This window comes from Virgisporangium aurantiacum (genome assembly GCF_016863635.1).
Taxonomy (GTDB): Bacteria; Actinomycetota; Actinomycetes; order Mycobacteriales; family Micromonosporaceae; genus Virgisporangium; species Virgisporangium aurantiacum.
The window spans coordinates 1-19,985 of record NZ_BOPG01000088.1 but is presented as its reverse complement, the minus strand read 5'-3'; the positions used below and the strand labels follow the sequence as shown (position 1 = coordinate 19,985).

Genomic DNA, 19,985 nt, shown 5'->3' with positions numbered 1-19,985 from the left:
TCGTCGCACCTCGCTCGTTACCTTCCGCGCCCGGCCAAACTCCGGCCGCCGCCGGCCCCGCGTCCGTCGCGCCGGCCAACCGTGCCGTCCGTGCTGTCGGTGCCGTTGGTCGCGCCGGGACATTCACGCCGCCCACATCCTTCACCTCCGTCATTCCGCGCCACGACCCTTTCGGCTGCGGGTGGAGCCGCCAGGGAGGAGTTGCCGGAACGCCGGCCAGATCGGGGGCAGGTCGAGCACGGTGTGCCATTCGGTGTCGCCGCAGCGGACAAAACCCCTGCTGCGCAGGGCCGTGCCGAGACCGGCCAGGTGGGATGCGCCCCAGACCAGGACAGTGTCGCGGCCGGTGCCGGCCACGGCGTCCAGCGCGAGCCGCTGGCGGTCGTCGACAAGGACCGTGTCGGCGGGGCCGCGTCGGGTGATGGCCCGGTCGTTGCCGGTGATCCGTACCCGCACCGCGATCAGGAACCGGTATCGGGCAGGTCCACAGCGGTCATCATCGGGCCAGTCGACCATCCTGCGCAGAGGCCCGATGAACTTGCCGATCATGTCCGGCCCGAGGCGCCGCAGAATCTCCAGGTGGGACAGGTCGATGACCTGCCAATGGGGCGGATAGCCGAGGCCATCGCGTTGGTGGACCCAGCCAAACACCTGACTCACCCGCTGCTGCTCCAACACGCGGCAACGACGTAGCTCGGTCAGGAGGCGCCGCTCATCCTCGGTGACGTCCGACGCGTCAGGCACCAGCATGGAGCCTTCGCAGTGGACGACCGCACCCCCTGCCACCAACCGGTCGATGCGGGCCCGGATGTCAGTCCAGTAGGCGGGTACGCCGAAGTGGTGCGTGCCGATGATGGTGACCCGTCGGGGCAGGTCGGGGTGGAGGTAGTGGTGGACCGCGGTCTGTAGCCGGCCGTCGATGGTGCGCACGTACTCGGACATTGCGGGGTGTCGTCCTCCATAGTCGGCTTCGAGGTGCGGGCCGGCGCTCGGCACCCCGATGGGTTCGGCATTTGCGCCTGGCACGGGATTGTCAAGGGGCCCATGTCCTTGTGTTGCTCACTGTCTAGGAACGGTCGTCTCGACCGTCTTGCTGGCAGCCGAACCGCCGGTTCCTGGGGCCGAGAAGCGGTTGATGTCGGCGGCCACGGCCAGGTACGGCAGGATCTCCCGGATGGGTCTATGCATCGCGTTCGCGATTTCCTCGGCCGACATGAGCTTGTTCATCGCGGTGAGCTGCCTCGACAGGTACCAGGCGAGATCGATGATGGCTAAGCCAGGGGTGTAGGTGCCGGGTTCCCACCGTTGAAGCAGGCCTTCGTACTGCATGGTGCGGGTGTAGTGGTAGGTCGACATCTTGTTCCGCCGAGTAAGCCGGGCGATGCCCTCGACGTTGAGTCCTGGCGGTCGTGCGGTGGCAGTCACGCGCAAATACTCCGCAGCGCGGGACACGGACAAGATTTGGTCGCTCGGTGGGCTTTGCACGTAGGCGTCGGTGGTCACTGCTGAGGGATTGCCCTTCTCGTGGTGCCGGCCCGCCCTGGGAGTTCTGGGGACCAGGGCGGGCCGGCGAGCAGGTCACGGCCCGGTCGACCTGCTCAGGGGGAAGCTCTGCCCGCCGGTCATCGGGGCGACGGTCAGCCGTGTACGGACGTGCCCAGTCGTTCGGCGATGCGGCGACGTCGGCGTTTCCATCGGTCGTCGTGATCGTCGGTGCGGATCAGCCGGACCAGCCACCAGAAGGACAGCCGGCACCGGCGCTGAGAAGCAGGTACAGGTCAAACGGTCCGGGTAGGAGGGCGCCCAGGGCGAGCCGGGACACCACCAGGCCAAGGAAGAACGGCCGAACCTCCGCGATGATGTGACGCGTCAGCGGGGGGACCGGCCGACCTTGCATCCACGCGAACATCCGCACTACTTCTGTGATCACGTAGCAGACGTACACCGGCATGACCGAAAGTAGCCCCATCCGGGCGGCAGTCACCACGCCTGACGCCTGGTGTGGCTCATGGTGTGGCTCATGGTGTGGCTCATGGTCGTCACCTCCCCGGGGCGAGGTTGAAGTCGACGATCTGCTCAGCGGTTACACCGGGCTGGACGAGGCCGAGGCCCTGAATCAGCGCGATCGATCTCGTCATCCGGGTCTTGTCGATGAAGCCGATGCGCTCCTCGCCACCCCGGACATAGGAGATGGTCTGCCGTACCTCCGCCTCCGCGACGTCGGGCTTGTATGCCTTGTTGTGCTTGGCCATGATCTGGCCAGCCTCGGCCGGGTGATCGATCGTCCACGCCATCCCCCGCAGTGCCGCGTCGCGGAAGCAGATCACCAACTCCGGGTTGTCCGCGACCAACTTGTCTGTTGCGCCCAAGGCGTTGCCGAACAAGTCCCGCAGGACGTCGGAGTAGGGCAGGACGGTCAGCGACTGTCCCGGGCCGAGTCTGCCGGCCTGTCGTGCTGCGGCCTCGACCGCGGGCAGGCCGATCACGATCTCCGTCGACGCGTCGACCTTGCCAGCGAGGAAGGCGGGCCGTACCCCCGCCGGCTCCAGCCACTGCCACTTCACCGCGCTGGCGTCGAGGCCGGCGTTGCGGGCGTAGCCGGGGAACAGGCTGACGTTGACGCCTCCCTGTGTGCCGCCGATGGTCTTCCCGGCGAGGTCGGTCGGCTGCCGAATGTTCGTCCCGGGAAAGGCGACGATGCACGACACGCTCTGCTGGTAGAGCGCGGCGAATAGTTTGAACTTCGGGCGGCTGCCCTGCATCGTTTCGATGATGCCGCCGGTCACGTCGATGACGGCGAACTGTGCGGCGCCGGACGTCAACGCGGTCAGGTTCTTCTGGGTTCCGGCGCCGGCCACGACCTTGACCTCGATGCTGGCCTCGCGGAACCAGCCCTGCTCGATCGCGACGAAGATGAACGAGTCCTGCCCGGTGATGTTGAACCCGGTCACGTAGGTGACCGTGTCGACCTTCCCCCCAGTCCTCGGACGGGGCTTGTCTGCCCCGCAGCCAACCAGGGTGGTGACCGCGCCAGCCGCGCCAGCGGCGAGAACTCCGCGCCGCGTGAGGATGGGGGGCTTAACAGAGCACGGCATCGCTCAGCCCTCGACCGGCTTGCGACCGACGAACGACCAGGTCAGATTGCCCATGAGCACGACGTCGGGGTCGTTGAGGTGATCACGGAGTTCGTAGATGTCGTCGCGGCCCATGCCGTGCTCGACGAGGTGTTCTTCGATCTGGATCGACATGCTGATCGGGAGCTTGCAGCCCGGACTCCTGCCGTTCCAGCTCTTCGCGCTCGTGAAGGTGGTGACCTCAAGGCCGGCTTCGACCATGAGTTTGTGGGCACGCTGGATCCAGGTCCCGTCGTTGCCGGCACTGCGCAGGTATGCCATCAGCGCGGCCTGGTATTGCTGAAACAGCACCTCGGTCCGCTTGTACGGCGAGCGCAGAACAAAGCCGCCCCCAGTTGCACCCCAGTCCTCGATGACCAGGTGGCCGCCCGGCTTCAACGCGTCCGCGAGCGGTGCGACGAGCGTGTCGCGCTTGCCGAGGTGGGCAAACAGACACCTCGCGCGGATGGCATTCCACAGCTCCGGGTCGAGGTCGGAGATGGGGTCGGTTTGCAGGTCGTGCGTGACAACGTTGAGGAACTCGTGCGGCTGGATGTGTTTGGTGTTGATGTCGGTGGCGACGGCCAGCCCTGCTGCGCCGACCTTGTCGGCTGCCCGCTTGGCGATCGACCCCGTACCGGCGCCGAGTTCCAGATAGCGTCCGCCGACCGGGATCAAGGGCTCAACGACCCCCCAGCTATGCGGGTCGATGACCTGCGCCAACCAGCTCAGCGTCGTTCCAGCACCCTTCTGGTCGTTGTCGAGCGCATATGTGCTCTGAGACATCTCACTCCAATGCGAAGAGGGGTCGAGCCCGACCGAATCGTTCGGCGGGCAGCACTCATCGACCGGGCCCGCCCATCGCTGGGCTCCGGCGTCGGAGTGCGTCAGATCGTCAGGTCTTGCGGGCCAACGCCGCGTAGACAGCCGCGTCTGCAAACGCAACCGGCACGCTGTCCGGATCGGGACGCCAATCAGCAACCGGCACCAGGCCGGGCTCGACCAGATCCAAGCCGGCTAGTAGAGCGGCAACGTGGCGACGGCGGCGGTCTCGGAACGGGTCATCCTTGTTGCGGCGGACAATCCTTCTCAGCCGGGCTCTCGTGGGCGCGTCGAGGGGGTCGTAGGTTGCATGACTCATCGCGAGGTAGCTACCAACAGGCATGGCATCCATCAGCTCGCGGACGATTTCCTGGGGCTGTTCGTCGTCGCTGAGGAAGTGCAGGATCGCGACCAGCATCACCGCAACCGGCTGGCTCAGGTCCAGCGTGGCGAACAGTTCCGGGCTCGTCAGGATGGCCTTCGGGTTCCGCAGGTCATTCTCGATGTAGGCGGTCTTGCCTTCCGGGCTGCTCGTGAGCAACGCGCGGGCGTGAACCATCACGAGTGGGTCGTTGTCGACGTACACGATCCGCGACTCCGGCGCGATGCTTTGCGCAACCTCGTGTGTGTTGTCGGCGGTCGGAAGGCCGGTCCCGATGTCAAGGAACTGCCGAACACCGCACTCGGCGGCGAGGAATCCGGTGGCCCGCTTCAGGAACTCGCGATTCGCGATCGCAGCCGACGCAACCGAAGGGTACGCCTCGGCGATCGCGTCGCCGGACTTCCGGTCGGCGGCGTAGTTGTCCTTGCCGCCAAGCCAGTAGTTGTACCGGCGGGCCGGGTGCGGGACCGACATGTCGAGCTTCGGCGGACCGTACGGGTCAGTTCTCATTCGGGACCGGCCGTTCCGTGGTCGGCGTCAGCGGCTGGCGCCGTCGCTTGGGCTTCCATGCCTGATCGGGATACAGACGATCTAGCAGTTCCAAGACGGCTATCCAGTCTTCACCTTTGGGGCTTCCCGCCTCCGGTCCGCTGCTCATCGCGCCACCCGCGCTCGTAGTCTGCCCTCCGCCGCCGTTGGCTGCCTCGCTGCCAACCCGCGCATCCGGACCTCCAAGCGTCGATTGGGACGTGGCGCCCGCCACAACGACTCAGCCAGATAGCGTCCGGCCAGCGCAACGGGACGAGCACCGCGTGTAAGTGACGCTATTTGCCGGCAGTCGATGCCCTCAACAGACGTGCAACAGGTTGCGCAAGAGACTTGAATCGAACACGGTGTTGCGCGAGATTGCGCCAGACGGGCGTGCCGTTGCGCACTTGGGAATCGTGTACTAGCCAAGATCTGGAATGTTCCTTCTCCCGCTCCCTCCCCAGGGCTTGCGGCCGACGGCCCGATCCCATCGCCTAGCATCATGGACAACGCATCGCGCAACTTCGCGCACGCATGTTGCGATTGTTGCGGTTCCTAGCTGAAGATCGACCAACCGACCATCATGTGAAGGAGACGGTTATGGCCCTGCGATTTATCGGTGTCGATCCGAACACCCCGGACACCGGGTCGCCCACAATCTGGGTCGATGAGGAGGACGACTGCATAGTCATACAGGGCTGGCGCATCACCGACGAGGCAACCCTAAGCGAGATCCGAGCGACAGGCCCGATTCCCGACCACGAGACGGTGCTGAAGATCCCGCGGCGGATGGCGCCATTCCTGCGCGAGGTGAGCGGGTGACTGAACCGGCAACGTACGAGCTGTTTCGCGCGGCCACGCGGTCAGCGATCCATCTTGAGTTGCGCGACAGCTACACGCCAGAAGATCCGAGTTGGCGGGATTGGCGTGAAGGCCGGCGGTTCGATCCGGCCGAGCGCTACCGCACCTGGTTCGACCTGATCTCTGCCACGACGGCACGGGGGGTCTCGGTGCACCGGGCGCGGATCGTAGCCGAGCCCGTAACTGACTACATCCGCTTCGAGCATGACCTCACGCCAGGCCTCAACCTCGCCGCAGGCGAACAGGTGCGGTGGTTGTCCCGCCGCCGAGCCGCCGACCTGCTTGTACCGGGCTGCGACTTCTGGGCGTTCGACGACTCAGTGGTCGTTTTCAACCACTTCGATGGCAACGGCGACTGGGTCAACGAGGAAAGACGCGACGACTCCGCACTGGCGCACCGCCTCGCCACCGCCTTCGCCGCCATCTGGGAACGGGCCACACCCCATAACCAGTACCGGCTCGACTGAAACCCATCAACAGTGTCCAGCCCTTCCTCCAGCGCACAAGCCGCCCGTCAAGCCCTCGGCGGGCGGCTTCGGGAGATTCGCCTCGACGCCGGTCTCACCGCCCGTGCCCTTGGCCAACTGATGGGACGCCATCCAGCGAAGATCTCGCGAATCGAGCACGGAACAACATCTCCGTCGGCCGAAGACATCCAAGCTTGGTGCGTCCATTGCAACGCCCGCAACCAGGCATCCGACCTCATCGCGTCCCTCCGGGCCGTCGAGGGCATGTGGATCGAGTGGCGACGCATGGAGCGCACCGGCCTTCGCCAGGCCCAGGAGTCACGCCGCCCGCTGTACGAGCGGACCCGCAGTTTCCGCGTCTACTCCCCGGCCCTTGTGCCCGGAATCATCCAGACCCCGGCCTACACCACCGCGATCCTGACCGCGATTGGCCGCAGGCGCAGCCTGCCAGACGACATCAGCGAAGCGGTGGCCGTCCGCATGGACCGGCAGCGCTACCTGCATGAAGGCGACCACCGCTTTGCTGTACTGATCGAGGAGTCCGCCCTTCGCAGCGGCATCGGCGGCATCGAGGTCATGGCCGCCCAACTTGCCCATCTCATCGTGACTGCGGCGCTCCCGACCGTCAGCCTTGGCATCGTTCCGGCGCGACCCGACCGGGACGCAGCCTGGACCGTAGAAGGCTTCTGGATATTCGACGATGTGCAGGTGGCCGTCGAGCTGGTCTCGGGTCACCTCACTATCACTCAACCCCGCGAGATCGAGATGTACGCACAGGTATACGCCGAGCTGGCGGAAATCGCGGTGTACGGGCCCGCTGCTAGATCGATCATCACGGCGGCGATTGATGCACTAGGCGCGTGAGCGCGATCCACTGACTCAGCGCAGAAGAGGGCGCCGGGGTCAGCGTGTCGCCAGCCTTTTAGGCGGCCGTGCATGTCATCGTGCCGAGGGGTCTGCTTCGCCTAGGTCAGCCAGATGGACGGCGTGTTGTTCAAGTTCGGAGACGAGCGCCGGCGTGGACGGTAGCCACCGGTCGATGTCGGGGCCGATGAGCTGGTACCAGACGACGACTGCGCCGGTGCCGCCCACCTCGACACGCCAGCATCCGTCCCGAGTCGTCATGCCAGTTCTCAGCGAAGCTGATTCGAGGGGTGCGCATTGACCAGGAGTGGATCAATTCCGATGAGAGGGTTGCGACACCTAGCCGTCGCAGTGGGATTGATCTTTTCAGGGTGGCAGGTGGCGCTGTCGGTGTCCGTCGGGTCCTTGGCCGCGCTGTGGGGTCGAGACCGGGGCAAACCGTGGGAGGTTAGGTCCCGATCTCCCCAACGCGAGTGTTCCGTCCGCTCCAGCAGATTTGGAGTGGACGGAGCACGATAGTGCCCGGACGGCTGCTGCCGTTACGGGTCGTAGTAGGTGTCGTCGATGATGGGCATCCAGTCGTCGATCGAGCCCAACATCCAGTCGTCGATGAGCTGGCCGGTCAGCATGAACACGCCGCGCTGGGACGGCAGCACGCGCGAGAGGTTCTTCATTCCGAGCACCGGCGGAATCTCGTCGGCGAACCGGTTCTGCACGTACCACAGCGGAAAGTCGAGCGTCGAGAGCTCCACGGCATTCCCACGGCGGATCAACGCCGGCCACAGGTCTTTGACAAACGTCGCGATGTCGTCGACCGGGTCGCGGCGGACGAACGCCAGCGGCGGGTCGAGGGTGTCACACAGGTCACGGAGCGCCATGGCGGCCCGCCACTGGAACTGCCGCCCTTCCTTCGCGGTCTTCGCGCGGGCCAGCGCGGTGGCCTTGTCGACCTCGATCACCAGCACCCGGTAGACCAGGTAGTCCAGCCAGGGGTCCGCAAGGTCCTCGTCGAGGACCCGGGCCGTGGCCGGCAGCCCGAACCACGTGGTCGCGACGGACCCGCCGGCCGGATCGCCGCCGATCGGCAGGCCGCCCGCCGTGAGCTGCTCGGTGAGCCACTGCGCCGCCGGCCGGTCGTCGCTGAGCTTGGGCCACCGCACGACGCGTTCGGACCACAGCACCGTGTACAGCGCGTCCCCGCCCATGCCGCCTCCTGTCATCGGCTTGCCGGACACTGTCCGACCCGGCCCAGCGAGGGCGGCCCCGCCGACGCGCCGCATCATGGTCTCGGCGACCGAGGGTACGTGGAAGTCGTGCTGCCGGCGTACGGACCTCGCAGCAGGGACCGGTACCCGGCCAAAGTGTCTTCGCCGCCGTCGAGGTCGTCGTAGGTTTCGCCGGTGAGGAGTTCGAGTCCGACGACCAGGATCTGGCAAGTGGTGCGGTAGCAGCGGGTCAGGCGTGAGGACCGGCCTCGGATGTTGATGCCGAGGCTTCCCAGCGATGCGTAGTTGTCGTAGATGCGTTGGTGCGTGTCGCCGACGATGAACATGTCGTCGCTTGCCGGTGCGACCATTGCGCGCAGCATCTTCCAGTGGGCGGGGTTGAAGTCCTGCGCCTCGTCGACGACGACATGACGGTACCGGTGTCCGTTGGTCCCAGCCGATGTGCGTTGCTCGCCGCGGTCCATTTCGGCGCGGGCAGCGGCGGCGGCGATCTGACGCCAGGTCCACACGCCCTTCTCCTCCAGGCGGAGGGTGAACCGTTCGGCAAGTTGCCATATCTGGTCGCGGTCGGCGCGGGTCAGTGTCCGGCCGCGGCCGACGCGGCGGGCCTGGAAGTAGTCGACGCGGGAGGTGAGTACCTGGCCGAGGATGACCTGTCCCCATTCGGCGTTGAGGAATTCGGGGTCCCATTGCGGCAGATCGAGTTCGAACAGCATGTCGCGCCATTCCTGGGCGGCGCGGTTGTCGTCGATGTGTCGGCGCCCTGCACCGAGGCCGGCCTCGCGAACGACTAGGGCGGCGAGTTTGTCGATGGTGACGATGTCGACGCGGGATGCGACCTGTTCGCCGCCGAGGGTTAGTAGCCGTGCCCGCAGGTCTGCGGCGAGGTTGCGGTTGAAGGTGGTCAGCAGGATCGGCCGGTCGGTGCCGGCGGGGAGTTTGTTGACCAGGTGGGCGACGCGGTGCAGGGCGACGATTGTCTTGCCTGTGCCGGGGCCGCCGCTGACCCGGGTCGGTCCGCTGTACGCCCGCTCGACCAGTTTGCGCTGGGTGGGATGCAGGTAGACCTGCCACCTGGCAAACGGTTCGTCGAGCATGGCCTGGAGGGCTTCGTCGTCGGTGGTGACCGGGGTGGCGGGTCGGTTGACGGCGGTCAGGTAGTCGTCGGGGTCTACCTTGTCCTCGGCGACGACGGGTGCGGTGACCTGTTGGCGTACGTCGTCCACTGTGGCACCGCTGTAGATCTGCAGCAGCACCTCGGCGGTGAGCTGTGGTACCTCGTCCATGAACGCCTGAAGTTCGTCCTCGGTGCGTGTCCGTCGGATCGCCGGGAGGAGTGGCTCGGCGACGCCGAGGTTGAGCAGGTCCTCGTCGGTGACCTTCGCGAACAGGGCTGGCTGGCTGACGTGTTCGACGGGTTTGTCGCCGGTGCCGAGGAGGCGGCCGACGATGCTGTCGCCGACCGGGGTGAGGTCGAAGACTTCGATGCCGCCGGTGACCCGGTTGATCTGGTATTCGTAGCGGTCGAGGTCCTCGTAGACGTCCTTGCGGTGCTTGACCGACACGAGCAGGTAGTCGCTGTCGCCGGCGTGTAGCAGCAACGCCCGGTGGCTCGTGCCCACGCGCGCCGAGTACAGCCGCGGGTCGCCCTTGAGCTGCTTGAACTGCAGCCCGGGGTTGTGCCGGTTGGTGCGGAACTTGGAGACGAACTCCCAGACCGCACCGCGGTCCGAACGGGAGAGCTTCATGATCTCTTTGTCGGCACGTTCCAGGATGCGCAGCGTTGCGCCCTGCCCAGTCATCAGCGGCTCGCTCCGGAGGTCTCGGCGGATGCGGTGATCTTTTCGACGAGTTCGTCGATGCTCCACTGCCGGGCGGTGCGGGCGTCCCAGCCCGCAGCAGCGTACGCCCGGTCGCGGTCTTCAGCTTCCTGGTCGAACGCATCGCCGAGGAGAACGGCGATGCGTCTGCTGGGCCATGCCAGTTCTGCCTGCCAACCGGCGTCGCCGAGTTCGTAGCCCTGTTCCGGTAGCGGGATTCCGTGGGCGATCATGGCCCGGACCAGTGACTCAAGGGCGGATTCGCCGGGGAACAGCAGCGACAGCACCTCGCTCCACCGCTCGTCGGCTTCGCTCTTGTCCACCACGCCGGTATCGGCGACCTCGGGTTCGGGTTCTGCCTCGCGGACGAGACCGAGCCAGGTTGCGGTCTCGGCATCGAGGTCTTGGGCCCGCCGAGCGAGGACGAGACCGGTACCCTCGCTGACCGCCAGTTCGGCCGGTTCCAACGTGTCCACGGTCGACAGGGCCAGTTGCGCACCGTCGCCGCCGGCGGCGTCGAGGAACTGGACGAGGTTGCCCCAGTACAGCCAGGCCGCCCAGCGCCGCTGGTGGTCTGGATCGTCGTCGCGTACCGACTCGGGCCGGTCGTCGATGACGGCGAGTGCCGACCAAGTCGGTTGCCGCGCATCACGGGCGTCGACGATCAGGGTCAGCGGGCAGCCGTTGGTGTCGGGAGCGCGTACGACGGTGATGCCGCCAGTGGTGGCGGTGGGCAACGCTGCTCCGTATAGCGCGGCGGAGATGGCGGCGCCGACGTTGTGGGAGGCGGCCGTTGTCTTCGTGGCCGGACGCGTCAGCATCCCGGCCAGAGCGCCGACGGCGCGACGGCGCCACACGTCGGCGTCGGGGTTGGCAAGATAGGCCAGCAGGGTGTCGATCGGGTTCGTCCAGACGTAGGTGTTGAGGTCGTCGGGATCCGTCCCGCCGATCTGCTGGTAGAGCTGGCGCCCGGCGCGTTTGGCGTTCTCCTGGTACGGCGGCCAGACCGGGTCGGCCTTCACGTCGTTGCCGCACCACCGCTGCACGTCATCCCAAGTGACGGCGAACACGTACATCGGTGGGCGCGCAGGACCGCGCGCTTGGTCGCGTCGTCGGCGAGCCGGTTGTGCTGCTCGGACGCGTGGTACTCGTCGGCTTGTCGGTCCCCAAGGCCAGGCGAATATTAGAAGTGCTGAACCAACACCCACCTGCTGGGGGAAGCCGCTTCGGGTCGCTACCGGTTCCACGACCTTCTCCGAGACTACGCTGCCGAACAAGCCGAACATGATGAGACAAGTGAAGCCGGCTCACCGCGAAACGTCGATCGCTGGAGTGGTATCTCCATTCGGCTGGTGAGGCCGCTCAGATCCTCAACCGACCTCGCCGCCTCACCGCTCGACCGTCGCCGGTTCCCAAGTTCAGTGAGCTCTTCTCGACCCATACCGAGGCACTGGCCCGGTTTGAGGTCGAAATCGAAAATCTGGTGGCGGCGACGCGTCAGGCCGCTCAACTTGGCGAGCACTCGACGACCGCGGGCATGGTCGAGGCAACGCGTGCATTCTTTCAGCTGTACATGGTATTCGACGCATTCGGCACGATGGCAAACATCGGCCTGACCGCCACGCGCCAGGCGGGCAATCGCCTGGGAGAGGCGGTCATGCTGCACCATCTGGGCGCTGTCGAGAATTATCGCGGTCGGCTTGACGAGGCGATGGCCTACTTCGAACGCGGTGTCGACATTTTCCGGACCTCGACCGGCTGGAGGCTCTCCATCTCTCCGACCTTGGAGCCGTGTACTGCAGGGTTGACCGGCTGGAGGAGGCGATCGACCATCTCAACCAGGCGGCGGCCCTCGCCCGTCACACCGGAGACCGGAAGGCGGAGGGTCACGCCCTCGAGGTGCTGTCGTTCGTGGATCTGATGCGAGGAAATCCCGCTGTCGCGGCTGATCACGCACGACAGGCGATCGAAATCTTTCGGCACGCCGGGTTGCCCCTTGGCGAGGGCATTACGCTCGGCCGGCTCGCCATGGCGTGCCTCAAACTGCGTAGGTTCGACGACGCGATCCGGTATGGCAACGAGTCGATCGCGATCGGCACCGATATCGGGGACCGGATGGGACAGGCGTTTTCCTGACGATTGTGGCTGCGGCTTTGGATGGCGCCGGCCAGACCGAGGCGGCACGGCGGGACTGGGAGCGGGCAATTGACATCTACCAAGCAATCGGCCAGCAGGAGGAGGCAGGATGGATACGCGTCGGGCTATCTACCGGGCTTTGGCGACCCGGGAATTTCCGGCCCAACTCCAAATAGGTATCAGTCCAGCTGGCGAATACCATAATGATCGGGGAGAAATCCCTACGTCGCTACAGTACCGTCCCAGCTATGGCATCGACGCGATTGGCTCGCTGCGGCCCGGTTGAAGGACCCGCGGGGCACACGTGATAGAGCCCTGGCCTCAGCGCCATCGGCCGGCCTGCTGCCGTGGCCGGTGATCTGCATCGCGATCCACGGCCATTGAGATCCCTCCCTGGTGCCGCCGCGCCATGGCTGGGCGGGATCCCAACGGCCAGCGGGCCGACTCCCGACAGGACCGTGGGCCTCGTCACGGTCGGCTCAGTCTTGGGTACATTGTGCTTCCGGCGCCGGCGCATCGAGGAACGGCGTGGGCACCAATCGGAGTAGGGAGCAGCTTTGGATCGGCTCTTGGTGATGGCGGTGGAGGACGATCAGGAAGGGGTTGCGGTCTTCGAGGTTGACGACAACATTGCTTCTGATCTTGAGCTGGCCAGTGGTGACGGCACCACGGCGCGGGCGCGTATGTCACTCGAACAGGCGCTGTCGCAGGTCCGGCCAGCCCTTGCCAAGGTGACCGAGCTGGTGCGTCATGTGAGCCCGTCGGAGGCGGAGATCGGCTTTGGCCTCAAGATCGGCGGCGAATCGGGAGTCATCATCGCCAAAGGCACAACAGAGGTGAACTTCACCATCCGCTTGCTGTGGAAGCGAGCCGAGCCGGATGCCGTCAACGCAGCGTGAAGGTTTTCTGATCCGTGTCCGCGGAGCGGGCACGGACACGCCAGCGGGTCTGGGCTTCGTAGTCGGTGACCACCACGTCGTTACCTGCGCCCACGTGGTCAACGTGGCGCTACGCCGAGACAAGGCGGCCCGCGAGCCGCCATCGGATTCCGCCCGGGTGCAGATCGACTTTCCCTTGCTGGGCGATTCGGAAGGTGCACCGCTTCGCAGCTGCAAGATCGTAGCGTGGGATCCACCCGCCGTGGGAACGCAGCCCGGCAGAGACGTCGCCGGTCTGATCATCGTCGGTGGTGACATCCTTCCGCCGGGAGCCGGTCCAGCCCGGATGCTTGACGAGCGGGTCCCCGAAGGCATGATCCACGTCTTCGGATATCCGGGCGAGCCGCCACGCGTTCAGAACGGCGGTTGGAGCACCTGCCGGTTCCGCGGCGTCGTCGGTGGAGGGTTGCTGCAGCTCGATGTTGCCGCCGAGTCCGCGCTGCGGGCACAGCCTGGCTACAGCGGAGCGCCCGCTGTGGTCGCCGACGGTCATGGTGATGCGGTCGTCGGCATGCTCGCCGTCGCCAGCCGGGCAGCCGTGGCAAGAGATGCCTACGCGGTCCCGATGGCACACATGGCCGCAGCGTGGCCGGACGTACTTGCCCGGACGACGTTACCGCCGTGTCCCTATCGCGGTCTGCAGGCGTTCACGCCGGCTGATGCCGAAGCCGGGCTGTTTGTCGGCCGCGAGGAGGAGGTCCACCGGTTGCGTCGCATGACCAACCGGCATCCGCTGGTCGCGGTTGTCGGCGCCTCCGGAGTCGGCAAGTCGTCACTCGTCGGTGCCGGTCTGGTGCCGACCCTGCGCGCCGACGGCTGGGCGGTCGCGTCGTTTCGTCCGGGTCCGAGCCCGTTCGACTCGTTGGCCAGAGCGGTCCTGGAGCTGGAACGGCCGAACGGCGGGTACTCTCTGCGGGATCTGTCGGAGATGGCTGATCGACTCCGTACAGACGGACTATGGCGCGTCGGTACACAGCTCGCGGTGCTGCTGGGCCGCCGGGTTGCGTTCGCGGCGGACCAGTTGGAGGAAGCGCTGCTGCTCGACGTCGCTGACGAGCACCAGGCCTTCCTCGACAAGATCCTCCCCGATTCGGCCGAGACCGGTGACAGCGATGTGCGGTTGATATGCACCCTGCGGGTGGACTTCCTGCCCGGTCTACTGGAGCTGGCCGGTGTCGGCCCGCGCTTGCAGGATCGACAGCTCAACCTGTCTCCCCTCGACACACTCGCCATGACCCGGGTGATCGTGGAGCCGGCCACCCTCAGCGGTGTGTCGTACGCCGCCGGTCTCGCCGAGACCATCGCTCGCAACGCCAGCCAGGGCCATGGTGGGCTGCCGCTGTTGGAGTTCACACTCACGGAGCTGTGGGCGCTGCAGGACGAGCGACGCCTGAGCTTTGACAGCTACCATTCTCTCGGTGGAGTTGCGGGCGCTCTGAATCGACACGCGGAGCGAGTCTTCAGCGATCTCACTGAGCGAACCGATCCGTCCCGGGTGCGCCGGGTCCTGCTGAGCATGGTTCGAAGCCGCAGTGGCGCGGCGGCCGCCGTACGGGTCGTCGCGCGCAAAGAGCACATCGGACCGGATTGGGCTATCGCCGAGCAGCTGGCCCGCCCGGACTACCGACTCGTCGTACTCGGTCCCGATGGCCCTGGCACGGCCGAGCTCGCACATGAAGCGCTGATCCGCGGGTGGCGTCGGTTCGGCGACTGGGTCGATGAGGATGCCGAGTTCCAGCGTTGGCTGGCAACGATGGAGGAACGAGCTGCGGACGGCGACCTACTCTCCGACACCAGGGTCGAGGAGGCCCAGCGGTGGCTCGGCGAGCGGGGTGCCGACGTGCCCGGAACAGTCATCCAGCTCATCGCCCGAAGCAGATCCGCAGTGCAGAACCGCATCGACGAACTGGAGGCCGCACGGCTGCAGTCCGAGGTCGCCCTACGAGAGGCGCGAGAGCTCACCGATCGCCTGCAGAAGGCCAACCGCGCGCTGGAGCAACAGACCCAGCAGCTGATCCTTGCATCCAGGTACAAGGACGAATTCCTCGCTAACACGAGTCATGAGCTGCGTACACCGCTGAACTCGATGCTGCTCCTGTCGCGGCTACTGGCCGAACCGTTGGACAAGTTGGCCGACAAGCACGTCGAGTTCGCTCGCACCATCCACAACGCGGGTTCGGATCTGCTCGCGCTGATCGACGACATCCTGGATCTGTCAAAGATCGCTGCCGGCCGGATGGACGTGCAGCCCAGCGAGGCTTCGCTGGCTGACCTCAGCGCGTACGTAGAGCAAGCGTTCAGGCCACAGTCCGAACTGAAGGCGCTGAACTTCTCGGTTACGGTGGATGCGGATGTACCACAGGTGATCGTGACGGACACGCAACGGGTGCAGCAGGTGCTGCGCAACCTCATGGCGAATGCCGTCAAATTCACCGGTACCGGTGCCGTTGGTTTGAAGATCGGCCTCGCGCCAGCGGGTGCCCACTTCGATGCGCCGTCGCTCGTCAACTCCAGCCGGGTTCTGGCTTTCGCCGTGACCGACACCGGGATCGGAATCGCTGAAGACAAACTGTCGCTGGTGTTCGACGCGTTTCGACAGGCTGATGGCACGACCAGCCGCAAGTACGGCGGCACAGGACTCGGCCTGTCGATCAGCCGTGACCTCGCCGCGCTACTTGGCGGAACCATCACAGTGGCATCCACGCCCGGACGCGGATCGACGTTCACCCTATTTCTGCCGGAGACCTACGTGGGGCCGGCCGTTCCTGCCCGCGCAGCCACAACAGACAAGCCGGCCCCGTCCCCGGTGGGGCCGGCCGTTCCTGCCGGCGCAGCCACAAAAGACAAGCCGGCCCCGTCCCCGGACGGTTGGAATTGGACGGGTATCTCCGAAGACGCACTATCGGACGTGCGTACGCCGCTGCTCTCGATCTCCCTGTTGGCACGGCTGCTCGCGGACGACGGCGACGGTCGTCTCACCGCCAAACAGGCCGAGTTCGCCCGAGTCATCCGATCCGCGGCGATGGACGCGCTGGCAATGGTCGACGACCTCACGGATCTGCTGAGGATCGTGGTGGGTCAAGTGAACCTTCAACATCGCCAGATCGCGTGGGCGGACGTCCGAGTCGACACCACGCGGAGATTTCTTCCGATGGCCGAGGCCAAGGGAACGGCGATCGCTATGGAGCTGGCGCAGAACGCGCCGCAACACGTGGTTGCTGACCCACACGTGCTGCGCCTCATTCTGAACAACCTGATATCCAGCGCGATCTCGGCGACCACCGCTGGCACGGTCACCGTACGGGTCGGCGTTGCACAAGCCGGCTCGCACCTCGACATCCCAACGCTGACGGACGCGGACCGCGTGTTCACCGTCACGGTTGCCAGCGCAATGAGCCCGCAGGCCAACGTCGCCGCGGTGGCGTTCGGGCGCGCGCTGGCCGCCGTGCTCGGCGGCACAGTCACCGCCGACGCGGTGGATAGCGGCTCGGCCTTCACCCTCCATCTGCCCGACGCCTCGACCGATTGGACCGGGCACGACAGCCCGGGTGAAGTCAGTCCGACCGGAACTGAGCCAAGACGGGACGTGACGGCTGCACCGGTCCTGGGTGACGAACACACGGCACACACCGACGGCGCACCTGCCGCTGACGTGCCCTACGACCCACGCTGGCGACTGGGCGTGGACCCCACGGTCGCGGAACGGCTCGCCGGTGTCACGATCCTCGTCGTCGATGACGATGTCCGTAACGTATACGCTCTGGTCAACGTCCTCGAATCGCTCGGCATGATCCTTATGTACGCCGACAACGGCGCTGCAGGCGTGAGACTGTTGACCGAGTACGCCGACATCGAGCTCGTTCTGATGGACGCCATGATGCCGGAGATGGACGGATACCAAGCGACACGGGAGATCCGGCGCCGTGGGGACTTCGCCGACCTGCCGATCATATTTTTCACGGCCCGGGCACTGCCGGAGGATCGCGATCGCAGCCTAAGAGCCGGTGCGACGGACTATCTGACCAAGCCGGTAGATATTGGCTGGCTCTGCCATGTGATGGCGTACTGGCTCGATCGACGCCACCAGCCGGTAGGCCCGTGAGACGTGCCTGATCCAGCCGACGATGGCACCCGATCATCGGGATACACGTACACAACGTGTGGACCCGGCCTGAGGGTCCTCGGAACGAGGCCACCATCATGACCCGTTAAACCGTCGACGACAGCCAACGCCGGCGGACACAAAAAGAGCCACCTTGCGAGCGGCCTGACTCCACCGGACGTGTCGACGTCCCTTGTTGCCTGGGTCAGCGAGGGCGTCAACAACACCCGTGGCGACTTCGAGTTGGAGGTCTTCAACGGCCGCAACCGGTCGACCGGGCCGGATTTCCCGGACAACGAGGGCAGTGACCCGCCCGGCACGCTCGACGCCCCGGAGCCGCCGCTGGTCATCGCGGCCGGTCCGCAGTTCACCGCCAGCAGCCTGAAGGTCGACGTGATCGACAACGTGCCTTCACCGCCGTGGACCGGAGCGTCTGGGAGATCCGCGGAGCGGGCCAGGCTCCGGTGAGGAGCGACACCGGGCCCACGTCCGGATCCACGTCGGTGTGGGGCGGTGGCGGCGGTTTCCTGTCCAACGAGATCGCCTACCGCGTCACCAAGCTCCGTGCCACCCTGCCGTCGACGGTGCCCGCCGGGCACCTACACGTGCCGGGTGGCAACGGCACGGACGCCGACCGGGTCAGGATCGTCGCGCGGTGCGTCCCGATTCTCAGGGCCGCGGCGCTCGCCTGACCGGCCCCGGCCGGTGGGTCCGCCGATGAGGCTCACCGGCCGGGAAGGCGGGTACGGATCTCCGCGACCGCGTCGGCGAGGGCATCGATCCCGTCGGCGATGGCGCGTTCGGTGAGGTTCGCGTAGCCGAAGATGAGCTCGCCCGGTCCGGGGCTCAGCCGGTACTCGTGCGCAGGATCGCCGGCGACCCGGGGGCGGAGACGCTCGCCGCCTCGCCGCCGCGCTCGTCGTGGTGACGGTGCTGGCGGCGGTCGCCTCGCCGGACCGTAGAACAACTGGCGACCCGGCGGCGCCGGTCGCGTCGTGGTCGGGCGTTGCTCCGGACGGGTAGCGACCTGCCACTGCCGGTGCAGTCCAGGAGCTGGTGGCACCGCTTGTCTGACACGTTGGTATACACGTGCGCAGGACGCAAGGCGCATCAACGGCGTGGCCCTCGTCGTCGGCCGGATTTTGCTGTGGTAACCAATCCAAACCTCGACGAGGCGTTTCAGCAGAACGTTGATCAATACACGCCCGTTTTCGAGTCAACTTCAGTCAATCCGCTTTGCGGCTTCGTCCTCGTAGATTCGCTTCATGAGCTTTCAACCTGATAGCCCTCGTCGTTATGTGGTGATCGGGGCCGGGGCGGTTGGGGGAGTGGTGGCCGCCCATCTCGTGGAGACCGGCCATGATGTCGTGCTGGTGGCTCGAGGCGAGCACGCTCGCCTGATCCGTAGCCGAGGGCTCGTTGTCCGGCGGCCCGACGGCGTGCGCACGATCGGCATGACGGTGGCAGAGACGGCGAGTGAGGTAGAACTGTCGCCGTCGGATGTGCTGTTCCTGACCGTCAAGACGCAGGACGTCGAGCCCGTCCTGGCGGAGTGGGCCTGGAAACCAGTTCACTGCGCCAGCGAGCCGGTCGGTGTCGGTGCCGATCTGCCCATGGTGACCTTCCAGAACGGGCTCGCCGCCGAGGGCACGGCGTTGCGGCGCTTCGACAACGTCTACGGCGCCACGATCGCGGTCGCGGCCAGCTTCCTCACACCTGGCGAGGTTGTTTCTCCGTCGCTTCCGCCAGTCGCTGGGGTCATCTGGCTCGGTCGCCATCCGGGCGGCCGTGACGACGTCCAAGACAGTATCGCGCGAGACCTCGGAAATGCTGGGTTTGAGGCGTTTTCAGTGATGGACGAGCGGCGCCACAAAGCGGCGAAATTGTTGGGGAGCGTTGCGAATGCCCTCGACCTTCTTAGCGGCCCTGAGGATCTTCGTGGCCGAGCAAAGATGCTCTTGCGCGAGGAAGCGATCGCTGCCCTTCATGCCGCCGAGATCCCGCTGACACCGCATTGCGCTCTCGACTACCGTGGAGTCCAATTAGAAATCCTGCCGGTTCCCGGACATGTCCCCAGCCGTTTCTCGACATGGCAGAGCTTTGCCCGCGGAACGACCAGTGAGGTGGACTTCCTCAACGGTGAGGTGGTCTTGCTCGGCAGGCTTGCCGGAGTGCCGGTGCCGCTAAACCGTCGTACACAGCGTCTGGTCGCGGATCTTCGTTTCGTCCCCTTCAGGTCGCTACGGGTGCTTCTGGACGGCGCTGAAGGTCTTCCCTTCCACGCGGCGCGCAACGTGCGTCCATCACTGGAACATGAGGAAGCCACCGCCTAGAGTGACGAACAATCGCGCAAGTCCTGGGTTCGTTAGCACCGCACCGGAGTTCCGAAATTGGCCGTAACACGGAGGGTGGACCTGTGGTGGTCATTGGAAGCCAGCACCGCGTCGCTGAAACGACCATCATCAACACGGCTGGCCGGGCATGCAAACTCGACAACGGTATCGGACTGCTCGCGAATAGTGAGTATTGGAGCGCGATCCGTCCGGCGGGAACGCCGGTGGCGCTGCTGACCAGCCAGCCGTTGCTCGACCGTTTCGCGGAGGTGCGGCACGCCCTGGGCCAGCCACAGGTGATCATCGTCCCGGACGGCGAGCAGGGAAAGTCGCTGGATGTCGTCACTAGCGTCTACGAACGACTAGCGGCCACCCGGTTCCCGCGTACCGGCA

Annotated in this window: 19 protein-coding genes; 10 read left to right on the top strand and 9 right to left on the bottom strand. The window is 66.1% G+C overall.

What is annotated here, in order from left to right; translation table 11 throughout:
* Positions 1–150: 150 nt before the first annotated feature.
* The 5 genes from Vau01_RS52945 to Vau01_RS52925 form a co-directional block, all read right to left on the bottom strand.
* Positions 151–942 carry a hypothetical protein gene (locus Vau01_RS52945; protein ID WP_204009143.1) on the bottom strand — a complete coding sequence of 264 codons (792 nt, stop codon included), beginning with the start codon at positions 940–942 and terminating at the stop codon, positions 151–153.
* Positions 943–1,059: 117 nt separating this feature from the next.
* On the bottom strand, positions 1,060–1,425 hold the full coding sequence (locus tag Vau01_RS52940) for an IclR family transcriptional regulator (protein ID WP_204009142.1): 366 nt from the start codon (positions 1,423–1,425) through the stop codon (positions 1,060–1,062).
* Between the two features lie 614 nt (positions 1,426–2,039).
* Positions 2,040–2,951 carry an ABC transporter substrate-binding protein gene (locus Vau01_RS52935; protein ID WP_204009141.1) on the bottom strand — a complete coding sequence of 304 codons (912 nt, stop codon included), beginning with the start codon at positions 2,949–2,951 and terminating at the stop codon, positions 2,040–2,042.
* 147 nt (positions 2,952–3,098) lie between these two features.
* Positions 3,099–3,836, bottom strand: coding sequence for a methyltransferase domain-containing protein (locus Vau01_RS52930; RefSeq protein WP_204009140.1), 738 nt, complete (start codon positions 3,834–3,836; stop codon positions 3,099–3,101).
* 172 nt (positions 3,837–4,008) lie between these two features.
* Positions 4,009–4,791, bottom strand: coding sequence for an SAM-dependent methyltransferase (locus Vau01_RS52925; protein WP_239152706.1), 783 nt, complete (start codon positions 4,789–4,791; stop codon positions 4,009–4,011).
* Between the two features lie 654 nt (positions 4,792–5,445).
* Here Vau01_RS52925 and Vau01_RS52920 point away from each other — a divergent pair.
* The 3 genes from Vau01_RS52920 to Vau01_RS52910 are packed head-to-tail and all read left to right on the top strand — an operon-like array spanning position 5,446 to position 7,037.
* Entirely contained in the window at positions 5,446–5,667 is a 222-nt protein-coding gene (locus tag Vau01_RS52920; protein WP_204009138.1) for a hypothetical protein, read from the top strand.
* Positions 5,664–6,173, top strand: coding sequence for a DUF6879 family protein (locus tag Vau01_RS52915; RefSeq protein ID WP_239152704.1), 510 nt, complete (start codon positions 5,664–5,666; stop codon positions 6,171–6,173). Before Vau01_RS52920 ends, Vau01_RS52915 begins: the two co-directional genes overlap by 4 nt.
* Positions 6,174–6,185: 12 nt before the next feature.
* Complete coding sequence (locus Vau01_RS52910) at positions 6,186–7,037, top strand: helix-turn-helix domain-containing protein (RefSeq protein WP_204009136.1); 852 nt, start codon at positions 6,186–6,188, stop codon at positions 7,035–7,037.
* Positions 7,038–7,576: 539 nt separating this feature from the next.
* Here the strand turns inward: Vau01_RS52910 and Vau01_RS52905 are convergent.
* The 3 genes from Vau01_RS52905 to Vau01_RS52895 all read right to left on the bottom strand — a co-directional run bounded on the left by Vau01_RS52905 (position 7,577) and on the right by Vau01_RS52895 (position 11,153).
* Positions 7,577–8,242 carry a hypothetical protein gene (locus Vau01_RS52905; RefSeq protein WP_204009135.1) on the bottom strand — a complete coding sequence of 222 codons (666 nt, stop codon included), beginning with the start codon at positions 8,240–8,242 and terminating at the stop codon, positions 7,577–7,579.
* Between the two features lie 74 nt (positions 8,243–8,316).
* Positions 8,317–10,065, bottom strand: a complete 1,749-nt coding sequence (locus tag Vau01_RS52900) for a UvrD-helicase domain-containing protein (protein ID WP_204009134.1) — start codon at positions 10,063–10,065, stop codon at positions 8,317–8,319.
* Positions 10,065–11,153 (bottom strand): hypothetical protein, encoded by a 1,089-nt coding sequence (locus Vau01_RS52895; RefSeq protein WP_204009133.1) that lies wholly within the window; start codon positions 11,151–11,153, stop codon positions 10,065–10,067. The genes Vau01_RS52900 and Vau01_RS52895 overlap by 1 nt, the downstream gene beginning before the upstream one ends.
* A 688-nt stretch (positions 11,154–11,841) precedes the next feature.
* Between Vau01_RS52895 and Vau01_RS52890 the strand changes: the two genes are divergently transcribed.
* The 5 genes from Vau01_RS52890 to Vau01_RS52870 all read left to right on the top strand — a co-directional run bounded on the left by Vau01_RS52890 (position 11,842) and on the right by Vau01_RS52870 (position 17,951).
* Positions 11,842–12,219: a tetratricopeptide repeat protein gene (locus Vau01_RS52890; RefSeq protein WP_275424045.1), complete on the top strand. Its 378-nt coding sequence runs from the start codon at positions 11,842–11,844 to the stop codon at positions 12,217–12,219.
* 557 nt (positions 12,220–12,776) lie between these two features.
* Complete coding sequence (locus Vau01_RS52885) at positions 12,777–13,118, top strand: CU044_2847 family protein (RefSeq protein ID WP_204009131.1); 342 nt, start codon at positions 12,777–12,779, stop codon at positions 13,116–13,118.
* A complete protein-coding gene (locus Vau01_RS52880) occupies positions 13,099–17,259 on the top strand; it encodes an nSTAND1 domain-containing NTPase (protein WP_204009130.1) in 4,161 nt (1,386 codons plus the stop codon). Before Vau01_RS52885 ends, Vau01_RS52880 begins: the two co-directional genes overlap by 20 nt.
* Positions 17,260–17,439: 180 nt before the next feature.
* The gene (locus Vau01_RS52875) at positions 17,440–17,727 is read left to right on the top strand and encodes a hypothetical protein (RefSeq protein ID WP_204009129.1); all 288 of its coding nucleotides are present in this window, start codon (positions 17,440–17,442) and stop codon (positions 17,725–17,727) included.
* Entirely contained in the window at positions 17,724–17,951 is a 228-nt protein-coding gene (locus Vau01_RS52870; protein WP_204009128.1) for a PA0049 C-terminal domain-containing protein, read from the top strand. Before Vau01_RS52875 ends, Vau01_RS52870 begins: the two co-directional genes overlap by 4 nt.
* A 32-nt stretch (positions 17,952–17,983) precedes the next feature.
* On the opposite strand, the gene Vau01_RS52865 is transcribed toward Vau01_RS52870, so the two are convergent.
* Entirely contained in the window at positions 17,984–18,322 is a 339-nt protein-coding gene (locus tag Vau01_RS52865; RefSeq protein WP_204009185.1) for a hypothetical protein, read from the bottom strand.
* 202 nt (positions 18,323–18,524) lie between these two features.
* Between Vau01_RS52865 and Vau01_RS52860 the strand changes: the two genes are divergently transcribed.
* Together Vau01_RS52860 and Vau01_RS52855 are read left to right on the top strand one after the other, a co-directional pair.
* A complete protein-coding gene (locus Vau01_RS52860) occupies positions 18,525–19,592 on the top strand; it encodes a ketopantoate reductase family protein (protein WP_204009126.1) in 1,068 nt (355 codons plus the stop codon).
* An 83-nt stretch (positions 19,593–19,675) separates the two neighbouring features.
* Positions 19,676–19,985: hypothetical protein (locus Vau01_RS52855; protein ID WP_373320456.1), on the top strand; the 310-nt coding region annotated here is incomplete at its 3' end.